Genomic DNA, 18892 nt, shown 5'->3' on the forward strand with positions numbered 1-18892 from the left:
TCCAACGGCGTCCCCAGAGCTGCCGCGCCCCGGGACCCGCCCGCACCGGGCGTCCACGGGGGCCGCGGCAGCTCTGGGGCACGCTGTGGAACCGGAGTTGGCCGGCCGGCCGGAACGGCGGCAGGGACCGCCCGGAGGTCTGTGACCTGGCCCTCGCCGCTGCCGCGCTCCCGTCACGTGCGCCGCGGGACACGACGCGGGGAACCCGCCGCGCCGGGGTGTGTGCCCAAGGCCCCCAGCGTTGGCTATAGTGGATGACGCACCGCACGGGAACGCGCGGAGCAGGCGGACGTAGCTCAGTTGGTAGAGCGCAACCTTGCCAAGGTTGAGGTCGCGAGTTCGAGCCTCGTCGTCCGCTCAAGAGAAGGCCCCGGTCGTGACGACCGGGGCCTTCGGTGTTCCTGGGACGGCTGGGCCGTCCGCCATCGCCGCGGCCGCCGCGCTGCCCGCCGGACGGAGGACCGGCGGGCACGCGGGCCGTGGCGGACTACCAGCTGAGGCCGGTGAGCCGCTCGTACGCCTCGATGTACTTGGCGCGGGTCTGCTCCACCACCTGCTCCGGCAGGGGCGGCGGGGGCTGCTCGCTGCGGCGGTCCCAGCCGGACGCGGCGGAGGTCAGCCAGTCGCGGACGAACTGCTTGTCGTAGGAGGGCTGGGCGTGGCCCGGCTCCCACAGCTCGGCGGGCCAGAAGCGCGACGAGTCCGGGGTCAGCACCTCGTCGGCGATGGTCAGCACCTCGCCGTCGAAGCCGAACTCGAACTTGGTGTCCGCCAGGAGGATGCCGCGCTCGCGGGCGATGTCCCGGGCCCGGCCGTAGACCGCGAGGGTGCTCTGACGCAGCTGCGCCGCGGTGTCGGCACCGACCCGGCGGGCGACCTCCTCGTAGCTGACGTTCTCGTCGTGCTCGCCGACCTCGGCCTTGGTGGCCGGGGTGAAGATCGGCGCGGGCAGCTCGGAGCCGTCCACCAGGCCCTCGGGGAGGGTCACCCCGCACACCGTGCGGTCGGTGTCGTACTCGAGCAGGCCGGAGCCGGCCAGGTAGCCGCGCGCCACGCACTCGACGGGGATCATGTCCAGCGGCTTGCAGACCGTCGTGCGCCCCTCCCAGTCGGCGGGGGCGCCCTCGGGGAGCTCGGTGGACAGCACGTGGTGCGGCACCAGGTCGGCGATCTGGTCGAACCACCACAGCGACAACCGGGTCAGGACGCGGCCCTTGTCCGGGATCTCGGTGGGCAGCACCCAGTCGTACGCGGACATCCGGTCGCTGGCCACCATCACCAGCTCCCCTGCCTCGTTCTGGTACAGCTCGCGCACCTTGCCGGTGTGCAGGTGCACCAGGCCCGGCACTTGCGCGGGCTCGGGCTTGTGGACGAATCCGGACATGGGTCCTCCCCGATCGGCGGTTCGGTTCCCGATTCTCCCGTACGTACGCCCGGCGGGCGCGACGCGGGGGTCAGCCGTGCTTGCAGATGCGGTCCAGGAGATTGGCGGTGGCGCGCTGGACACGGGGGTCGACGTGGCCCGGACGGTCCAGCGCCGGGGACCAGGCGAAGGTGCCGGAGGCGAAGACCAGGGCCCCGCCGGGCGCCCGGTACAGCGAGGTCTCCTGGTGCGCTCTGCGGCCCGCGGAGTCCTCGTACGGGGAGTGGGCGAGCAGGATCCGCTCCATGTAGTCGGGCAGCGGCGTGCGCGGGAAGTAACGGTCCGCCTCGCCCGCGACCAGGCCGGGGATCTCGTCGCCCTCCTCGGCGCCGGTGGCCTCCCACAGCCAGTGGCCGGCGTTCCGCACCACCAGCGGGGACGGTTCGGGCACCCGGCCGGAGTACTGCACGCCGATCAGCAGCTGTTCGGGCTCGCCCATGTCACGCCACAGGGCGCTGCGGCCCGGCGGGTGGCCGCGGCGCTTGCGGCAGCTGAGCAGCCGGTCGGGGTCGCCGGACGGGGAGGGGCCCAGCTCGGTCTGCCAGTACATGGTGTTGGCGGACAGGAAGACCAGCGAGGTGCCGCCGTCACGGGCCGCCTCGACGGCGCGCCGCATGGGGACCGTCCAGTACTCGTCGTGACCGGGGAAGACCATGCCCCGGTAGCGCGAAGGATCGATCCGCCCCGCGTGCAGGTCGCGGGCGTCGGCGTAGGCCAGGTCGTAGCCGTAGCGCTCGGCCCAGCGGATGAAGTCGTAGGCGTGGCCGACGTGCAGCGGGAGCCCGGCGCCCGCGTACGGGCGGTCGAAGGAGACGGTGACCGCGGCCTCCTCCTCGCCCAGCAGGCGGCCCTTCTCGTCCCAGGCGTGGTAGAGGCTGGCACCCGTGCGGCCGTCCTCGGGGTAGAGGTTGTACGCCTGCCAGGTGACGTCGGGCAGCAGCAGGAGCAGATCGGCCGGCCGGTCGTCGCGCACGGTGAACGGGATGTGGCTGCGGTACCCGTCCTGCGTGGTGAGGACGGCGACGTAGGCGCCGGACTTCCAGTAGGAGGGCACCTGCAGCCGCCAGGACTGCCACCAGTGGTGACAGGAGACGGTGCGCCCGGCGGCGAGCGGCGTGGGCTGCACGATCCCCGACAGCCGGGGGCTGGAGGTGAACTGGGCGGCGCCGTCGCCGCCGTAGTGCCCGATCCGGTAGACGTCGATGCCGTAGCTCTGCGGCGGGTCGACGGTGATGCGGAAGTCGATGGCGTCGCCGGGGGCCACGGAGGCGCCCGGCGCGAAGCCCTTGACCTGGCACCGCACGTCGTCCGCGGCGCGCGGGCCGGGCACGCGGGGCGTGCGCCCCACGGCGTCACCCGGCAGCCCCCCGGGCTCCCCGCGGCTGGCCGCCAGGTCGACGTACCACGGCACGACCTGGCCGGTGTCGTCCAGATACTGCACCGCGCCACGCAGCCACGGCACCGGGCCCTGCCCGAAGGGGTCGGTGACCCCGTGCGCCAGTGCCCCGGACTGCCAGCGGCGGACCTGCTCCTTCACCACGATGGTCCCCTCCTCGTCGTCCCCCGAGGTGGTGTGCGTGTGCGCACATCCAGCACATCACAGAATGCGCTGCCTTGGTTACTGTTCGTGGTGCATTATCGCCAGGATTTCACGCCGGGGCGGACAAACCCCGCCATTTTTCCGTCAGATGAGCCGTATCGGCTTCTCCGGGCGTACGCCCACGGCACTGAGCCAGGAACGCAGCGGGGCGGCGTCGCCGTTCTCCACGAGCCGGAGCACGGGCCAGGCCAGATCCCCCCGGCGCACCCCGCCGACCAGCAGGGCCGGCCCGTCCAGCCAGTCCAGGCCCGGGGTGGCACCGGCGGTGTCCACCGCGGCACAGCAGATCATCGCGGTCACGTGGTCGGTGAGCAGCTCGCGGCCGGTCCGCGGCGGGAGCAGCTGGTAGACGGGCGTGAGGACGCCGTCGGACGGGGCCTGGCCGGCGGACTCCTCCCGCGCGGCCGCCTCGCGCACGGCCTCCTCACGGGCGACGTGCCGGGTGATGCGGGCCGCCAGCTCCTCGCTGCCGCCCGCGGAGAGCCGCTCCAGCACCCGGGCCAGGGTCGCGCGCCCCGGCTCGGCGCAGTCGTCCACCGCGCTCCGCGAACCGCCGGAGGGCACGGATATGCGCCGGCTCCCGGGGACCCCCGCGGGCTCGTGCACCTCGTCCAGGACGGTCACCAGGCGGGAGGCGTCGCTGCGCCAGATGCGGTCCACGACCTCCTGCGGGTAGGTGTCCCAGCCGACCGGGGACCATTCGGGGCCGGGTCGCTGCGGACCGCCGTGGAACAGCCGGGCGGCGAGCAGCGAGGCCGCCTCGTCCATCGTGCCGGGCTCCTCCAGCAGGTCGCACGCCGGGCGCTCGCCCAGCCGGGACTCGAAGCCCTCGGCCAGCCGGTCCCGCCGGGACAGCTCGGTCAGGGCCGCCACCACTCCCGCGTCGAGCCGGGACGGCCAGCGGCCCATGCGCCAGGCCGGCAGCGCCACCCGGGTCAGCAGCCGGTCCCAGCCCGCGTAGGCCAGGCCCACCTGCTCCTGGGCGACGATGCGCAGCCCGTAGTCGACCGCCTGGGCCCGCTCGGAGGCGGAGGCGGCCACCGCGCGCTCCATCTCCGCCGCGTGCGCCCGGCAGCCGCGCAGCAGCAGCTTGGCGACCCAGCCCAGGAACCCGTACGCGGGACGGCGCAGCAATCCGACGACCGAGCGCTCCTGCGGGGCGGTGGCCACGCCGACGGCAGCGTCCAGGCCGCGCACGAAGCGGCGGGCGGCCGCGATGTCCGGATCGGCGGCCGGGCCCGTGCCCGCCACGACCGGGGCGAGCAGGGCGCGCAGCTCGGCGACCCGCATCCACCACATGAACGGCGAGCCGATCACCAGCGTGGGCGCCTCGGACACCGTGCGGCGCCGCTGCCGATGGGTGCGGTCCTCCAGCCAGCTGTCGCAGTCCGGAGTCAGTTCTATCGCCGAGGGGGCGGGCACCTGCAGGCGGACGGCCAGGTCACGCACCATGCGGTACAGGTCGGGGGCCGACGCCTCGGAGACGGCCACGGTCGGGCTCTCGGCCGGCCTGGCCCGTACGATCACCGCCGCGACACCGGCCGCGAGCAGCAGCACCAGCAGCGCGCCCGCGACCACCGCCCAGCGCAGCACCTCGGACGCGTCGCCGACGATGCGGCCCGTCGCGCCGCCGACCAGCAGCACGACCGCCAGCGCGGCGGGCAACAGCGCGACCGTGAGCGCGGCGCTGCGGATGCGCAGGACGGCGAGCGCGCGTGACCGCGCGTGTCCCTCACCTGCTTCCCCGGCCAACGGTGTGCTCACCCCCAAGCTGCTGACGCGACTGCATGCCCCCACTGTCGCACCGCCCACCGACACCGCAATGCCGGTAGGGCCGATAGTGCAGTGCGCGCGGGGTTCCACAGTGCGCTTGCCGGGCACAGTAGTTGGGCTCGGGGCTCACGTCAGCAGGATGGCGAAGGCATCACCCCTTGGAGTGGCCTTGCCCGCTGATTCAGGCTTGGGCAGCCTTCTCTGCGATATCCGAACGGTGGTGCGAGCCCTTCAGCCCGATCCGTTCCACCGCCCGGTAGGCGCGCTCCCTGGCCTTGGCCAGATCACCACCGGTGGCGGTGACGGACAGTACGCGGCCGCCCGCGCTCACCACACGGCCCTCGGCGTCCGCCTTGGTGCCCGCGTGCAGCACGTACGCGTGCTCGTCCTGCTCCGCGACCTCGTCCAGGCCCGTGATCGGGTCGCCGGTGCGCGGGGTGCCGGGGTAGTTCTCGGAGGCGATGACCACGGTCACCGCGGCGCCGTCGCTCCAGCGCAGCGGCGGGAAGGCGGCCAGCCGGCCGGTCGCCGCGGCGCGCAGCAGCCCCGCCAGCGGGGTCCTCAGCCGGGCCAGCACGACCTGGGTCTCCGGGTCGCCGAAGCGTGCGTTGAACTCGATCACCCGCACACCGCGCGAGGTGATCGCCAGCCCCGCGTACAGCAGCCCGGCGAACGGGGTGCCCCGGCGGCGCAGCTCGTCGACGGTCGGCTGGAGCACCGTGCGCTCCACCTCCTCGACCAGCCGGGGATCGGCCCACGGCAGCGGGCTGTACGCGCCCATGCCACCGGTGTTGGGGCCCTCGTCGGCGTCGTGGGCGCGCTTGAAGTCCTGCGCGGGCTGCAGCGGGACCACCGTCTCGCCGTCGGTGACGGCGAACAGGGAGACCTCGGGGCCGTCCAGGTACTCCTCGATGACCACGCGCTCGCAGGAGTTGGCGTGCGCCCGGGCGGCCTCCAGGTCGTCGGTCACCACGACGCCCTTGCCCGCGGCCAGGCCGTCGTCCTTCACGACGTACGGGGCGCCGAAGGCGTCCAGCGCGTGGTCCACCTCGGCGGGGGTGGTGCACACGTAGGAGCGTGCGGTGGGCACGCCGGCCGCGGCCATCACGTCCTTGGCGAACGCCTTCGAGCCCTCCAGGGCCGCGGCCTGCCCGGACGGGCCGAAGCAGTCGATGCCGCGGGCGCGCACGGCGTCGGCCACGCCCGCCACGAGGGGGGCCTCCGGGCCCACCACGACGAGGTCGGCGCCGAGCCGCTCCGCGAGGTCGGCCACCGCCGCGCCGTCGAGGGCGTCGACCGCGTGCAGCTCCGCCACCCCGGCGATGCCGGCGTTCCCGGGCGCGCAGTGCAGCGACTCCACGTCGAGGTCGAGGGAGAGGGCACGGCACAGGGCGTGTTCGCGGGCACCGCCGCCGATCACAAGCACGTTCACGTGCCCAGGGTATCGGCTGGCGGCACCCTCCCCGTGGGCCGGTCGCCACGACCCCCGGCTCACTCTTTCGGGTGGCCCGGAACCGGGCCCCATACCTGATCAAGGAACCCGTAAGGGCGGAAATGACCCGATGACCCTCGCACGGTCAGCCGTTCGGCGGTAAGAAGGTGCCTCGTCATCGGAAGTCGCGAGGGAGCGTGCAGGTGAGCCAGCCGGACATGTATCCCGACGAGGTCCCCCGGGAAAAGCCGAAGCGGCGCGCGCTGCACCGGCAGGAGGACCTGCGGACGCCGCCCTTCCCGCTCGGCGACTGGGGGGAACCGGCCGAGCGGCTGGAGGAGCTCTACCGCTGGGTGGAGGCGGACGCCCTGCGGACCGTCGAGTGGTACCTCGCCGACCGTCTGCGCAAGCGCCGCTGGGCCCGGTCGCTGCGGGTCGGCGCGGCCCTGTGCGCGACGACCGGCGCCGTCCTCGCCGTCACGGGGGCGGGGGGGCACATCCGCTGGGCGTACGCCGCCTTGGTGCTGGCCGTCGTGTGCGTGGGCCTGGACCGCTACCTCGGCCTGACGGCCGGCTGGATGCGGGACATGGCCACCGCCCAGGCCGTGCAGCGCCGGCTGGAGGCGCTGCGCTTCGACTGGGCGTCGGAGTCGGTCCGCGAGGTCCTGGGCCCGACGGAGGGCACCGCGGCCGAGGCCGCCGAGCGGTGCCTGACCGTGCTGCGCCGCTTCAGCGAGGACGTCTCGGAGCTCGTGCGCTGCGAGACGGCCGACTGGATGGTGGACTTCCGGGCCGGCGCCGCCCCGCTGCGGACCCAGTCCCTGACCTGGGCGGGGAGCACCCGCGGCGCCGAGGGCGCCGCGACCGGCGCCGGCGGCAGGTTCCCGCTGCTGCCCGGCGGCCGGCCGAGCATGCCGCGCCAGCGCCCCCCGGAGGGCCCCCGCGCGAGCTGACCGCCGCCGGGGGGCGCCCGCCGCCCGGTGCTAACTGAAGACGATCATCGAGCCCTGCCCCAGCGCACGCGTCGCCGCCGCGTGCAGCCCCAGCCACACGTGGCGCTCCCGCGCGAAGGGGCTGCCGTCGTGGTGCGCAGGCGGGGCCGCCGGCTCCTCCAGCTCGGTGGGACCGGCCGGCGGCGCGGGGGCGGGCGGCGGGTTGTGCGGGTCGATGCCGATCACCGGGGCGACGAACTCGAGCTCGCGCAGCAGCCCGTGGGCGGAACCCAGGGGCCCGCCGGCGTCGAGGAGTTCGTCGTTGACCAGCGGATGGGGGAAGTCGAGGGGGACGTAGCCGCCCGCGTGGTCGTAGTGCCAGACGAGGTGCGACTGCTGGGCGGTGGTCTCGAACATCTCCAGCAACTGCTCGTAGTCACCCCCGAGTTCGTCGACCGGGGTGACCGCGAGGCCCTGGATGTGGAGCAGGTACGCGCGGCGCAGGAAGTGCAGCGCGTCGTAGTCGAAGCCCGCGACCGGGGCCACGTCGCCGGACAGGCCCGGCATGTAGGAGTAGACGGGCACCGGCGGGAGACCGGCGTCGCTCAACGCCTTGTCATAGCGGGCGATCTCCTCGGCGAACGGGTTGTCGGGGCTGTGGCAGAGCACGTCCACCAGGGGAACCAGCCACAAGTCGCAGGCCACAGGCGCTCCAAGTCCTTCCGTGCGTGGTCGGACCAGCGTAGTGGGCGGCGGCCGTTGCTACCGGCCCGCGGCCAGTCGCCGCATCAGCGCGAGGGAGTGGCCGTCGAACTCCTCGACGACGCGCTGGGCCGTCTCCGTGTCCCGCTTCTCGATCGCGGTGACCAGGGCGACGTGGTCGGACCAGCACAGGCCTGCCAGGTCCGGCCTGCCGCGCAGGAAGGGCACCGCGTACACCCAGGTCTGGGTGCGGATCCGGTCGAGGAACTCCCCGACGTGCGCGTTCCCGGCCAGTGCCGTCAGCTCGCGCCAGAAGCGGATGTCGTAGCCGATGAGGACGTCCAGCTCGCCGGCCCGGGAGGCACGCGCCGCGGCCTCGGCCCGGCGCCGTACGGAGGCCAGCTCCATGGGGTCGACCTCGCGCATGCCGCGCGCGGCGATGCGGCGGAAGATCCCCTCGACGACGAGGGTGCGCGCCTCGACCATGGAGCGGAACTCGGCGTCCGTGAAGCGCCGCACCTGGAAGCCGCGGTGGTGCTCGACGTCGAGCAGCCCCTGCGCCGCCAGGTCCACCAGGGCCTCGCGGACCGGGGTGGCGGACACGCCGTACAGATCCGCGATCTCCTTGACCGTGAAGTGCCGCCCGGCCGTCATGCGCCCGGTGAGCACCTCGTCGCGGAGCGCGTCGGCTATCTGCTGCCGCAGACTGCTCCGTCGGACGGGTCCGCCCGCTGGGCCTTCCGGCATGCCGGTGCCTCCCTACAGGTGTGGCGGTGCACTTACGGCTCCGCCACACCTTATGCGAGGCCGGGCCGCGGGTGGTCCACACCTGTGGTGCGGACCACCCGCCGTCCGCGGACGCCCCCGGGCGCGCTCAGCGCGTGTGCTCGTCGGCGACGGACAGCGCCGCGTCGAGGAGTGCCAGGCCCTCCTTGGCCTCGGCCTCGGTGATGTTGCAGGCGGGCACCACATGGGTGCGGTTCATGTTGACGAACGGCCACAGGCCGCTCTTCTTGCAGGCCGCCGCGAAGGCCGCCATGGGGGCGTTGGCCTCGCCCGCCGCGTTGTAGGGGACGAGCGGCTCGCGGGTCTCCCGGTCGCGCACCAGCTCCAGCGCCCAGAAGGCGCCCAGGCCCCGCACCTCGCCCACCGACGGGTGGCGCTCGGCGAGCTCCCGCAGGCCCGGGCCGAGCACGTTCTCGCCGAGCGCGGCGGCGTGCGCGACGACGCCCTCGTCCTCCATCACCTGGATCGTGGCGACGGCGGCGGCGCAGGCCAGCGGGTGGCCGGAGTAGGTGAGGCCGCCCGGGTAGGGGCGGGTAGCGAAGGTCGCGGCGATCTCCTCGCTGATCGCGACACCGCCGAGCGGCACGTAGCCGGAGTTGACGCCCTTGGCGAAGGTGAGCAGGTCAGGGGTGACGTCGAACCGGTCGGCGGCGAACCAGCTGCCGGTGCGGCCGAAGCCGGCCATGACCTCGTCGAGGACGAAGACGATCCCGTACCGGTCGCAGATCTCGCGCACCCCGGCGAGGTAGCCGGGCGGCGGCACCATGATGCCCGCCGTGCCGGGCACCGTCTCCAGGACGATCGCCGCGACGGTCTGCGGGCCCTCGAAGACGATGGTGTCCTCCAGGTGCTGCAGCGCACGGTCGCGCTCCTGCTCCTCGGTCTCCGAGTGGAACGGCGAACGGTAGAGGAACGGCGCCCAGAAGTGGACGACGCCGGCCGCGCCGTTGTCGGAGGGCCAGCGGCGCGGGTCGCCGGTCAGGTTGATCGCGGCCGAGGTGGCGCCGTGGTACGAACGGTAAGCGGACAGCACCTTGGGGCGGCCGGTGTGCAGCCGGGCGAGCCGTACCGCGTTCTCGACGGCCTCGGCGCCGCCGTTGGTGAAGAAGATCTTGTTCAGGTCACCGGGCGTGCGCTCGGCGATCAGCCGGGCGGCCTCGGAGCGCGGCTCCAGGGCGAAGGCGGGCGCGAAGGTGACGAGCTTCGCGGCCTGCTCCTGGATGGCGGCGACGACCGTGGGGTGCTGGTAACCGATGTTGGTGAACACCAGGCCGCTGGTGAAGTCCAGGTAGCGGTTGCCGTCGTAATCCCAGAAGTACGCGCCCTCGGCCCCGGCGACCGGCAGCGGGTCGATCAGGCCTTGCGCGGACCAGGAGTGGAAGACGTGGGCGCGGTCGGCGGCCTTGACGGCGGCGCCGGTCCCGGGGTCGGCGAAGGGAGGGGTCATGCGCCCAGGCTAAGGAACGGCCCGGGCGCACGACATTGGCACCCTGTATGACGGTGGGCGCGCGCGCCGACAGGTTGTAGGGCCCGCGCGCCGCCGTCACTCAGAGGAACGAGTTGACCTCGATGGTCTCGGTGCGGCCGGGGCCGACGCCGATGGCCGAGATCGGGGCGCCGGACATCTCCTCCAGCGCCTTGACGTACGCCTGGGCGTTCTTCGGCAGGTCGGAGAAGGTCTTCGCCTTGCTGATGTCCTCGCTCCAGCCGGGCAGGGTCTCGTAGACCGGCTTGGCGTGGTGGAAGTCCGTCTGGCTGTACGGCAGTTCCTCGACGCGCCTGCCGTCGATCTCGTAGGCGACGCAGACCGGGATCTGCTCCCAGCCGGTGAGGACGTCGAGCTTGGTGAGGAAGAAGTCCGTGAGGCCGTTGACCCGGGTCGCGTAGCGGGCGATCACCGCGTCGAACCAGCCGCAGCGGCGGTCCCGGCCCGTGGTGACGCCGCGCTCGCCGCCGATCCGGCGCAGCGCCTCGCCGTCGGCGTCGAACAGCTCGGTCGGGAACGGGCCGGCGCCCACGCGGGTGGTGTAGGCCTTGAGGATGCCGATCACCCGGTTGATCTTGGTGGGGCCGATGCCGGAACCGGTGCAGGCGCCGCCGGCCGTCGGGTTGGACGAGGTCACGAAGGGGTACGTGCCGTGGTCGACGTCCAGCAGGGTGCCCTGACCGCCCTCGAGGAGGACGACCTTGCCCTCGTCGAGCGCGGTGTTGAGGAGCAGCGTCGTGTCCGCGACGTAGTCCCTGATCTGCTCCGCGTAGCCCAGGTACTCCTCGACGACCTGGTCGATGCTGATGGCACGGCGGTTGAAGATCTTGATCAGGACCTGGTTCTTGTCGTGGAGCGCCGCCTCGACCTTCTGACGGAGGATCGACTCGTCGAAGAGGTCCTGGACCCGGATACCCACGCGGTTGATCTTGTCGGCGTAGGCGGGGCCGATGCCGCGGCCGGTGGTGCCGATCTTGCGCTTGCCGAGGAAGCGTTCCGTCACCTTGTCGAGCGTCTGGTGGTACGGCGTGATCAGGTGCGCGTTACCGCTGATGAGGAGCTTGGACGTATCGACGCCGCGCTCGTTCAGCCCGCTCAGCTCGGAGAGCAGGACCGCCGGGTCGACGACGACTCCGTTGCCGATGACCGGGGTGCACCCAGGTGACAGGATCCCGGAGGGCAGGAGGTGGAGCGCGTACTTCTGGTCGCCGACGACGACCGTGTGGCCGGCGTTGTTGCCGCCCTGGTAGCGCACCACGTAGTCCACGGAGCCACCGAGCAGGTCGGTGGCCTTTCCCTTGCCCTCATCACCCCACTGAGCACCGAGCAGCACAAGTGCGGGCACAGGCGTACACCCCTTCCGGGCGGGGCATGTCCAACGTGGCTCCCCATGGCGGGGAGAGCCGTCGGACCGGTGCCCCGGAAATAGACGAAGCCCCTGGCGCAAGGCAGCGCAAGGGGCTCTTGCACCGAGATGTTACCTGAGGAAGGACCAAGGTGTCGGCTCAGCGACCGTCCGGGCAGCCCCTGCTCGTGGTCATCGACCCCGCTGCCCGCGTCATGGACGGCGAATCCGTACGCATCGCGAAGGACGTGCTGTGCGGAGGAGCCCCCTCCGTGAAGATCGCCCTTCCGGAGTCCGAGGAGGAGGCCGTCCGGGTGCTGGAGCACCGGGGCCGGCGGCGCCCGGTGGTCGTGGGTGACGACGCGGCGCTGCTGCGCACGGTACGGGCGCTGCACTCGGCCCGGGGACTGGGCGAGGCGGTCGTCGGTCTGGTGCCGGTCGGGCGGCGGACCGGCCTGGCGCGGGCGCTCGGCGTACCGGGCGGGGCGGTGAGCGCGGCGCGCGCGGTGCTGGACGGGGCGGAGCGCGAGCTCGACCTGCTGCTCGACGACAGCGGCGGCATCGTGCTGGGCGCGCTGCGCATCGGCTCGGCGACGCCCGCCTGGTGGACGCCGGTGGAGCGCCGGGCCCGCTCGCTGGCCCGCACGCTGAGCCTGAACGGCCACACCGCGCACCTGGGGCTGGGGATGCGCGGCGGGCAGCGGCTGCGGATCGAGGCGGACGGGGTGGTCCTGGCCGACCTGGACGACTGCGTCGAGGAGGTGTCGGTCTCCACGGCGGTGCCCGGCCTCGCCGAAGTGCTGGTCCGCAGGGAGGGCGGGGCGCCCGCGGGGCCGGTGCACGCCCGGAGCGTCACCGTCTCCGGACGGGACTTCCGCTACACGGCCGACACCGCGCCGGCCGGCCCCGTCCGGCGCCGTACCTGGACGGTGATGCCCGCGGCGTGGCGGCTGACGGTCCCGCGGTCCGCCTACTAGAGGGTCACAGGACGCCCTGTTCGCGCAGCTCCGCCTTGCGGTCGCGCCAGCGGTCCATCATGTCCACGAGTTCCTTCTGCAGGAAGTCGAAGAAGGCAGCGGTCTCCGCGAGCCGCTGTCCGGCCGCGGTGTCCGAACCGAGCGCGTCCATGCCGGACCGCAGGGTGTTCTCCCAGCGGGCGAGGACCTGGTCGCGGCGGGTGAAGGTCTCGTACCACTGGTCGCTGTGCACCCGGTAGCGCTCCCGCCGTGAGCCCGGCTCCCGCTCGCGGGTGAGCATGCCGACCTGCGCCAGGTAGCGGACCGCGCCGGACACGGCGGCCGGGCTGGCCTGCAGCCGTCCGGACAGCTCGGCGGCGCTCAGCACGCCGGTCTCCGAGGCGAGGAGCGCGGCGAACACCCGCGCAGCCATGCGCTGCATGCCCGCCTCGACCAGCTCCGCCGCGAAGCGTTCGACGAACGTCATCGGCTCCGAGGACTCTTCGGCCACCGCCATCACCTCCTGTCCCGAAGTTTATACACTTCCTTAACTTCACAAATTTGTGAATCTACTGTACGTTCAGAATCATGACGAAGGCAATCAGTGTGGCCGGACTGCACAAGTCCTTCGGCCGCACGCACGCACTGGACGGCCTCGACCTGACCGTCGAGGTGGGGGAGGTGCACGGCTTCCTGGGGCCCAACGGCGCCGGCAAGTCCACCACCATCCGCATCCTGCTCGGCCTGCTGCGCGCGGACCGGGGGGCTGCCCAGCTGCTCGGCGGCGACCCGTGGCGGGACGCCGTCAGCCTGCACCGGCGCCTGGCGTACGTCCCAGGTGACGTCACCCTCTGGCGCAACCTCAGCGGGGGCGAGGTCATCGACCTGCTGGGGCGGCTGCGCGGCGGGCTGGACGAGGCCCGCAGGCGGCAGCTGCTGGAGCGCTTCGAGCTGGACCCGACGAAGAAGGGCCGCGCGTACTCCAAGGGCAACCGGCAGAAGGTGGCGCTCGTGGCCGCGTTCGCCTCCGACGTGGACCTGCTGATACTCGACGAGCCCACCTCCGGCCTCGACCCACTGATGGAGGAGGTCTTCCGTGAGTGCGTTCGTGAGGAACGCGACCGCGGCCGGACGGTGCTGCTGTCCAGTCACATCCTCAGCGAGGTCGAGGCCCTGTGCGACCGGGTCAGCATCATCCGGGGAGGGCGCACGGTGGAGACCGGGAGCCTGACCGAGCTGCGGCACCTCACCCGCACCTCGGTCACCGCGGAGCTGGCCGGCCGGCCGAACGGCCTCGGCCAACTGCCGGGCGTGCACGACCTCGACGTGCGCGGCAGCCACGTCCGGCTCCAGGTCGACACCGACAAGCTCGACGCCGTGCTGAGGCAGTTGAGCGAGACGGGCGTGCGCAGCCTGACCAGCACGCCGCCCACGCTGGAGGAGCTGTTCCTGCGGCACTACGAAGACAGCCCGGCCGGCCCGGCCGGCACCACCGGCGCCGTCGCGGCCGACGCGGAGGCCCGACGATGAACGCGCTCACCGGGACGGGCACGCTCACCCGGCTCGCGCTGCGCAGGGACCGCGTCATGATCCCGGCGTGGGTCGTGCCGATCGCCCTGCTGGTCGCGTCCACCGCCTCGGCCTTCGGCGGCCTCTACGACACCCCGGCGGAGCGCGCCGGGGTCGCGGCGAGCACGGCGGGCAACGGCTCGCTGCGCGCCCTGTACGGGCCGGTGTTCGACACGAGCATCGGCGGCCTGACGGCCTGGCGCATGATGGCCTTCGGTGCGGCGCTGGCCGGACTGATGGCGATGCTCCTGGTCGTATGGCACACCCGGGAGGAAGAGGAGGCCGGCCGGCTGGAGCTGGTCGGCGCGGGTGCCGTCGGACGACGGGCGCCGCTGGCCGCCGCCCTGGTCACCGGCATCGGGGCCTCGCTGCTCCTCGGACTGCTCGTCACCGCGGCCCTGCTCGGGCAGGGCGCGCGGGGCGCGGTGGCCTTCGGGATCGCCTTCGCCGGCGCGGGCTGCTCCTTCGCCGCGGTCGCGGCCGTCACGGCGCAGCTGACGGAGAGCGCGCGTGCGGCGCGGGGCATCGCGGGCGCGGTCCTGGGCCTCGCCTTCCTGACACGTGCCGTCGGCGACGCCGGCAGCGGCACCCTGACCTGGCTCTCGCCGCTGGGCTGGGCCGAGAACATACGCCCCTACGCGGACGAACGCTGGTGGGTGGCCGCCCTGTTCGCGGCCTGGGCCGCCGGTCTCGTCGCCGTCGCGTACGCCCTGGTGGCCCGGCGTGACATCGACGCCTCCCTGCTGCCGTCCCGCCCCGGCCCGGCCACCGCCGGTCCCCGGCTGCGTTCCGCACAGACGCTGGCCTGGCGGCTGCAGCGCGGCTCCCTGTGGGGGTGGACGGCGGGCTTCGCCGTGGGCGGCGGCGCGCTCGGCGGCCTCGCCAACGGGGCGGCCGACCTCGTCCGGGACAACGAGCAGCTCGCCGACGTCATGCGCGACATGGGCGGCGCCTCCGGGCTGGTCGACTCCTACCTCGCCTCCATGACCGGGGTGATGGGGATGATCGCCGCGATCTACGCCGTCCAGGCCGTGCTCCGGCTCCAGGGCGAGGAGAGCTCCGGCCGCGCCGAACCCGTCCTCGCCACGCCCGTGGGGCGGGTGCGCTGGGCCGCGGGCCACGCGCTGCTCGCCTTCGCCGGATCCGTGCTCCTCATGGCCGTCTCCGGCCTCACCATGGGAATCGGTTACGGGGCGACGGCCGGCGACACAGGCGGGCAGATGTGGCGGCTGGCGGGGGCGGGCCTGGTGCAGCTGCCCGCGGTCTGGTGCGTGGCCGCGGTGGCGCTGCTGCTGTACGGCGCGGCACCGAAGGCGGCGCGGGCGAGCTGGGGGGTGGCGTCACTGACGCTCGCCATCGGGCTCTACGGACCGGCGCTCAAGCTCTCGCCATGGGTGATGGACCTGTCCGTCTTCACGCACCTGCCGAAGGTGCCGTCGGCGGACGTCACCGTGACCCCGCTGGCGGTGCTCACCGTGCTGGCCCTCGCGCTCGCCGCCCTCGGGCTCGCGGCGCTGCGCCGCCGCGACATCACCGCGTGAGCCGCGGGACCCGGCCACCGGGCCGGGTCCCGCAGCGATCCGGAGGACAGGACCTAACAGGTGACGCGCAGTTCGCGCAGACCGCGGATGACGTAGCCCTCGTTCCAGGCGGGCTCCGCCGCGAGCTCCAGCCGCGGGGCGCGGCGCAGCAGCGCCGTGAAGGACGCGGCGAGTTCGATGCGGGCCAGCGGCGCGCCGAGGCAGTAGTGGATGCCGGCGCCGAAGGTGATGTGCGGGTTGTCGGCGCGGGAGAGGTCCAGCCGGTCGGGGTCGGGGAAGCGCTCCGGGTCACGGTTGGCGGAGCCGAAGAGCAGCGCCACCTCGCTGCCGCGCGGGATCACCGTGCCGCCCACCTCGATGTCGTCCAGCACCCAGCGCTCGAACATCTGCAGCGGGGTGTCGAAGCGCAGCAGCTCCTCGATGGCCGTCGGCAGCAGCTCCTCCGGTGCCGCGCGCAGCTCCGCCAGCTGCTCGGGGTGCCGGAAGAGCGTCCACCAGCCGTTGCCGGTGGTGTTGACGGTCGCCTCGTGGCCCGCGTTCAGCAGCAGCACGCAGGTGGAGACCATCTCCTGCTCGGTGAGCCGGTCGCCCTCGTCGTGCGCGGCGATCAGCGCGCTGATCAGGTCCTCGCCGGGCGCCTTGCGGCGTTCGGCGATCAGCTCGCGCAGGTAGGCGGAGAACTCCTCGCTCGCGCGGACCGCCCGGCGCGCGGCCTCCTCGGAGGGGTTGAGCTCGAACATCCCGACGATGTCGGCCGACCAGGGCCGCAGCAGGTGCCGGTCCGCGGCCGGTATCCCCAGCATCTCGGCGATGACGGCCACCGGCAGCGGTTCCGCGACCGTGGCGATGAGGTCGCCGCCGCCCTCCGCGACCAGCCGCTCCACCAGCTCCCCGGCGAGCCGCCGCACGGTCGGCGTGAGCCGCTCGACCGTGCGCGGGGTGAACGCCTTGGAGACCAGCCGCCGGATGCGGGTGTGGTCGGGGGCCTCCAGGTCGAGCAGGCCGTTGCCGTTGAGCGTGGTGAAGGGCTCGTGCTCCGGCGGCGGCGCGGTGCGGCCGAACTCCTCGTGGGTGAAGCGGTGCAGGTACGTCCGCCCGAGCCGCCGGTCCCGCAGCAGCGCGCTGACGTCCGCGAAGTGCGGGATGAGCCACTGCCGGCTCGGCTCGAACCAGTGCGCGCGCCCCTCCGCGCGCAGCCGGGCGTACGCGGGGTAGGGGTCGGCGACGAACTGCGGCGACCAGGGGTCGAAGGCGGTGGCAGTGCTGCTCATGTGCGGAGACTACCCTCCGCCGTTCAGCCGCCCGGGGTGACCAGCCGCGCCTCGTACGCGAAGACCGCCGCCTGGGTCCGGTCGCGCAGCCCCAGCTTCACCAGGACCCGGCTCACGTGCGTCTTGACCGTCGACTCGGCGACCACCAGATGGTCGGCGATCTCCGCGTTCGACAGTCCCTGGGCGACCAGCACGAGCACCTCGGTCTCACGCTCGGTGAGCTCCCCGACCCGGTCCTGGGCGGGCGGCCGGGGGGTGCCCAGCCGGTTGAACTCGGTGATGAGCCGCTTGGTGATCGCCGGGGCGAGCAGCGCGTCGCCGGCCGCCACGATCCGCACGCCGTCCGCGAGCTGACGGGCCGAGGCGTCCTTGAGCAGGAAGCCGGAGGCGCCCGCGCGCAGCGCCTGGTAGACGTACTCGTCCAGGTCGAAGGTGGTCAGCACGAGCACCTTCGCGTCGGCGTCCGCGGCGACGATCTCGCGGGTGGCCTCCAGGCCGTTGAGCTCGGGCATGCGGATGTCCATCAGCACGACGTCCGGCCGCAGCGCCGCCACCTGCTCGACCGCCTGCCGTCCGTCGACGGCCTCGCCGACGACCTCGATGTCGGGCTGGGCGCCCAGCAGCACCGAGAAGCCCTCGCGGACCATCATCTGGTCGTCCGCGATCAGCACCCGGATGGTGTTCCCGGTCATGCACGCTCCCCGGGGACCGGGATGAACACGCAGACCTCGTAGCCGCCGTCCTCGGTGGGCCCGTCGGTCATCTCGCCGCTCAGCATCGCCACCCGCTCCCGCATGCCGGCTATGCCGTGTCCCGCTCCGGGTGACGGTTTCACCAGGCCGCGCGGCGGGCCGTTGACGACGCGCAGCCCGAGCCCGCCGAGGACGTAGCTGACCTCGACCCGGGCGGCGGCGCCCGGCGCGTGCCGCAGGCTGTTGCTCAGCGCCTCCTGGATGATCCGGTACGCCGACAGCTCGACTCCCTGCGGCAGCTCGCGCACCGCGCCGGTCACCGTCCGCTCCACCTCCAGCCCCGCCTCGCGCACGTTGGCCACGAGCCGGTCCAGGTCGGCGAGGGTCGGCTGCGGCGCGTCGGGGGCCTGGTAGTCCTCGGCCCGTACGACCCCGAGGACGCGGCGCAGCTCGGTCAGGGCGATGACGGCGTTCTCACGGATGATCGAGAAGCTCTTGGTCAGCTCCTCGGGCGGGTCCTCCACCCGGTACGGCGCGGCCTCCGCCTGGATCGCGATCACGGACATGTGGTGGGCGACGACGTCGTGCAGCTCACGGGCGATGGTCGTGCGCTCCTCCAGGAGCGTGCGCCGGGTCCGCTCGACCTCGGTCACGGCGACCTGGGCGGCGACCTCCTGCCGGGACTGGCGCAGCCCGCGCACCGCCGACACGACGGACACCACGACGGCGGAGAGGAAGATCATGATGAACGGGTCCGAGCCGTACCCGCTCGACAGCCCCTGGAAGGCCAGCGCCACAGCGGCGGTCAGCAGCCACATCTCGGCGGCCACCCGCGCCCGGGTGCGCGCCGCCACCACGCCCAGCACCGTCAGGTGCGAGACGAAGCCGGCGTCCGTCCACGGATACGTGGAGGCCCAGCCGGAGCCGAACACCCCGGTGAGCACCGCGGCACCGACGGACAGCCACCACGCGCCGATCGGCCGGAACATCGTGGTGAGCAGGGGCACACCGACCAGCAGGGCCAGCACGAAGCCGCCCGGCCCGCCCACGCTCTCCGTCGAGACGAACATCAGGAAGACCGTGAAGCAGGTCAGCGCCGCGTGCGGCATCCAGCGCCCGTACCCCCGGAGCCTGCGCGGCACCACGGCGAGCAGCGGGTGCCCTTCGCGCAGCGGTGGCATCGGCCGGAAGGCGAAGCCGTCGGTGATCAGGTCGTGCCGCAGCCCGCTGAGGGCGCCGCGGGCCATGCGGAGCTCGGTCCGCAGCGAGGTCTGGCTTGTCTCGGTCACGCTCTCACGGTAGGCAATCCGCGTGTCGCCGTCGTCACCTGCGAAGACGATGTGGCGGCGTCATCCTCAAGTAGGACCTCCCGCAGGAGGACGCC

At 73.4% G+C, this 18892-nt stretch carries 16 protein-coding genes and 1 tRNA gene; 5 read left to right on the top strand and 12 right to left on the bottom strand.

The window, feature by feature from the left end; genetic code table 11:
• The first annotated feature begins 285 nt into the window (after positions 1-285).
• A tRNA-Gly gene (locus PV350_RS25745) sits at positions 286-358 on the top strand.
• Positions 359-487: 129 nt separating this feature from the next.
• On the opposite strand, the gene PV350_RS25750 is transcribed toward PV350_RS25745, so the two are convergent.
• From PV350_RS25750 to purD, 4 genes are all read right to left on the bottom strand, one after another.
• Positions 488-1384 carry a phosphoribosylaminoimidazolesuccinocarboxamide synthase gene (locus tag PV350_RS25750; RefSeq protein WP_500336346.1) on the bottom strand — a complete coding sequence of 299 codons (897 nt, stop codon included), beginning with the start codon at positions 1382-1384 and terminating at the stop codon, positions 488-490.
• Between the two features lie 70 nt (positions 1385-1454).
• Positions 1455-2963 (bottom strand): N,N-dimethylformamidase beta subunit family domain-containing protein, encoded by a 1509-nt coding sequence (locus PV350_RS25755; protein ID WP_499512629.1) that lies wholly within the window; start codon positions 2961-2963, stop codon positions 1455-1457.
• A 144-nt stretch (positions 2964-3107) separates the two neighbouring features.
• Positions 3108-4787 carry a hypothetical protein gene (locus PV350_RS25760; protein WP_499512630.1) on the bottom strand — a complete coding sequence of 560 codons (1680 nt, stop codon included), beginning with the start codon at positions 4785-4787 and terminating at the stop codon, positions 3108-3110.
• Positions 4788-4977: 190 nt separating this feature from the next.
• The gene (gene purD / locus PV350_RS25765; protein WP_500336348.1) at positions 4978-6228 is read right to left on the bottom strand and encodes a phosphoribosylamine--glycine ligase; all 1251 of its coding nucleotides are present in this window, start codon (positions 6226-6228) and stop codon (positions 4978-4980) included.
• Positions 6229-6431: 203 nt separating this feature from the next.
• Between purD and PV350_RS25770 the strand changes: the two genes are divergently transcribed.
• Complete coding sequence (locus PV350_RS25770) at positions 6432-7181, top strand: SLATT domain-containing protein (protein WP_500336350.1); 750 nt, start codon at positions 6432-6434, stop codon at positions 7179-7181.
• Between the two features lie 30 nt (positions 7182-7211).
• Here PV350_RS25770 and PV350_RS25775 read toward each other — a convergent pair whose 3' ends face one another.
• The 4 genes from PV350_RS25775 to PV350_RS25790 all read right to left on the bottom strand — a co-directional run bounded on the left by PV350_RS25775 (position 7212) and on the right by PV350_RS25790 (position 11479).
• Entirely contained in the window at positions 7212-7865 is a 654-nt protein-coding gene (locus PV350_RS25775) for a putative DNA-mimic protein (protein ID WP_499512633.1), read from the bottom strand.
• A gap of 57 nt (positions 7866-7922) precedes the next feature.
• The gene (locus tag PV350_RS25780; RefSeq protein ID WP_499512634.1) at positions 7923-8609 is read right to left on the bottom strand and encodes a GntR family transcriptional regulator; all 687 of its coding nucleotides are present in this window, start codon (positions 8607-8609) and stop codon (positions 7923-7925) included.
• A 127-nt stretch (positions 8610-8736) separates the two neighbouring features.
• Positions 8737-10095 carry an aspartate aminotransferase family protein gene (locus PV350_RS25785; protein ID WP_500336351.1) on the bottom strand — a complete coding sequence of 453 codons (1359 nt, stop codon included), beginning with the start codon at positions 10093-10095 and terminating at the stop codon, positions 8737-8739.
• A 100-nt stretch (positions 10096-10195) separates the two neighbouring features.
• The gene (locus PV350_RS25790; protein WP_499512636.1) at positions 10196-11479 is read right to left on the bottom strand and encodes an adenylosuccinate synthase; all 1284 of its coding nucleotides are present in this window, start codon (positions 11477-11479) and stop codon (positions 10196-10198) included.
• Positions 11480-11667: 188 nt separating this feature from the next.
• Here PV350_RS25790 and PV350_RS25795 point away from each other — a divergent pair, with 188 nt between their 5' ends.
• A complete protein-coding gene (locus PV350_RS25795) occupies positions 11668-12456 on the top strand; it encodes a diacylglycerol kinase catalytic domain-containing protein (protein ID WP_499516881.1) in 789 nt (262 codons plus the stop codon).
• A 4-nt stretch (positions 12457-12460) separates the two neighbouring features.
• Here the strand turns inward: PV350_RS25795 and PV350_RS25800 are convergent, their stop codons facing one another.
• Complete coding sequence (locus tag PV350_RS25800; protein WP_499512637.1) at positions 12461-12952, bottom strand: GbsR/MarR family transcriptional regulator; 492 nt, start codon at positions 12950-12952, stop codon at positions 12461-12463.
• Between the two features lie 71 nt (positions 12953-13023).
• Between PV350_RS25800 and PV350_RS25805 the strand changes: the two genes are divergently transcribed.
• Together PV350_RS25805 and PV350_RS25810 are read left to right on the top strand one after the other, a co-directional pair.
• Positions 13024-13965 (top strand): ABC transporter ATP-binding protein, encoded by a 942-nt coding sequence (locus PV350_RS25805; RefSeq protein ID WP_499512638.1) that lies wholly within the window; start codon positions 13024-13026, stop codon positions 13963-13965.
• The gene (locus PV350_RS25810) at positions 13962-15545 is read left to right on the top strand and encodes an ABC transporter permease (RefSeq protein ID WP_500336353.1); all 1584 of its coding nucleotides are present in this window, start codon (positions 13962-13964) and stop codon (positions 15543-15545) included. Before PV350_RS25805 ends, PV350_RS25810 begins: the two co-directional genes overlap by 4 nt.
• Before the next feature lie 53 nt (positions 15546-15598).
• Here the strand turns inward: PV350_RS25810 and PV350_RS25815 are convergent, their stop codons facing one another.
• From PV350_RS25815 to PV350_RS25825, 3 genes are read right to left on the bottom strand one after another with little or no spacing between them, the layout of a single operon-like run.
• Positions 15599-16816, bottom strand: coding sequence for a cytochrome P450 (locus PV350_RS25815; protein ID WP_500336355.1), 1218 nt, complete (start codon positions 16814-16816; stop codon positions 15599-15601).
• Positions 16817-16839: 23 nt separating this feature from the next.
• Complete coding sequence (locus PV350_RS25820) at positions 16840-17508, bottom strand: response regulator (protein WP_499512641.1); 669 nt, start codon at positions 17506-17508, stop codon at positions 16840-16842.
• A complete protein-coding gene (locus PV350_RS25825) occupies positions 17505-18797 on the bottom strand; it encodes a sensor histidine kinase (RefSeq protein WP_499512642.1) in 1293 nt (430 codons plus the stop codon). The genes PV350_RS25820 and PV350_RS25825 overlap by 4 nt, the downstream gene beginning before the upstream one ends.
• Positions 18798-18892 lie beyond the last annotated feature (95 nt).

This window comes from Streptomyces sp. PA03-6a (assembly GCF_033792765.1).
Lineage (GTDB): Bacteria > Actinomycetota > Actinomycetes > Streptomycetales > Streptomycetaceae > Actinacidiphila.

What these genes read in the sequence shown, in the direction of transcription:
- PV350_RS25750 (WP_500336346.1), bottom strand. Translation starts at nt 1,384, where the DNA reads ATGTCCGGATTCGTCCACAAGCCCGAGCCCGCGCAAGTGCCGGGCCTG.
- PV350_RS25780 (WP_499512634.1), bottom strand. Translation starts at nt 8,609, where the DNA reads ATGCCGGAAGGCCCAGCGGGCGGACCCGTCCGACGGAGCAGTCTGCGG.
- PV350_RS25785 (WP_500336351.1), bottom strand. Translation starts at nt 10,095, where the DNA reads ATGACCCCTCCCTTCGCCGACCCCGGGACCGGCGCCGCCGTCAAGGCC.
- PV350_RS25800 (WP_499512637.1), bottom strand. Translation starts at nt 12,952, where the DNA reads ATGGCGGTGGCCGAAGAGTCCTCGGAGCCGATGACGTTCGTCGAACGC.
- PV350_RS25805 (WP_499512638.1), top strand. Translation starts at nt 13,024, where the DNA reads ATGACGAAGGCAATCAGTGTGGCCGGACTGCACAAGTCCTTCGGCCGC.
- PV350_RS25810 (WP_500336353.1), top strand. Translation starts at nt 13,962, where the DNA reads ATGAACGCGCTCACCGGGACGGGCACGCTCACCCGGCTCGCGCTGCGC.
- PV350_RS25815 (WP_500336355.1), bottom strand. Translation starts at nt 16,816, where the DNA reads ATGAGCAGCACTGCCACCGCCTTCGACCCCTGGTCGCCGCAGTTCGTC.
- PV350_RS25820 (WP_499512641.1), bottom strand. Translation starts at nt 17,508, where the DNA reads ATGACCGGGAACACCATCCGGGTGCTGATCGCGGACGACCAGATGATG.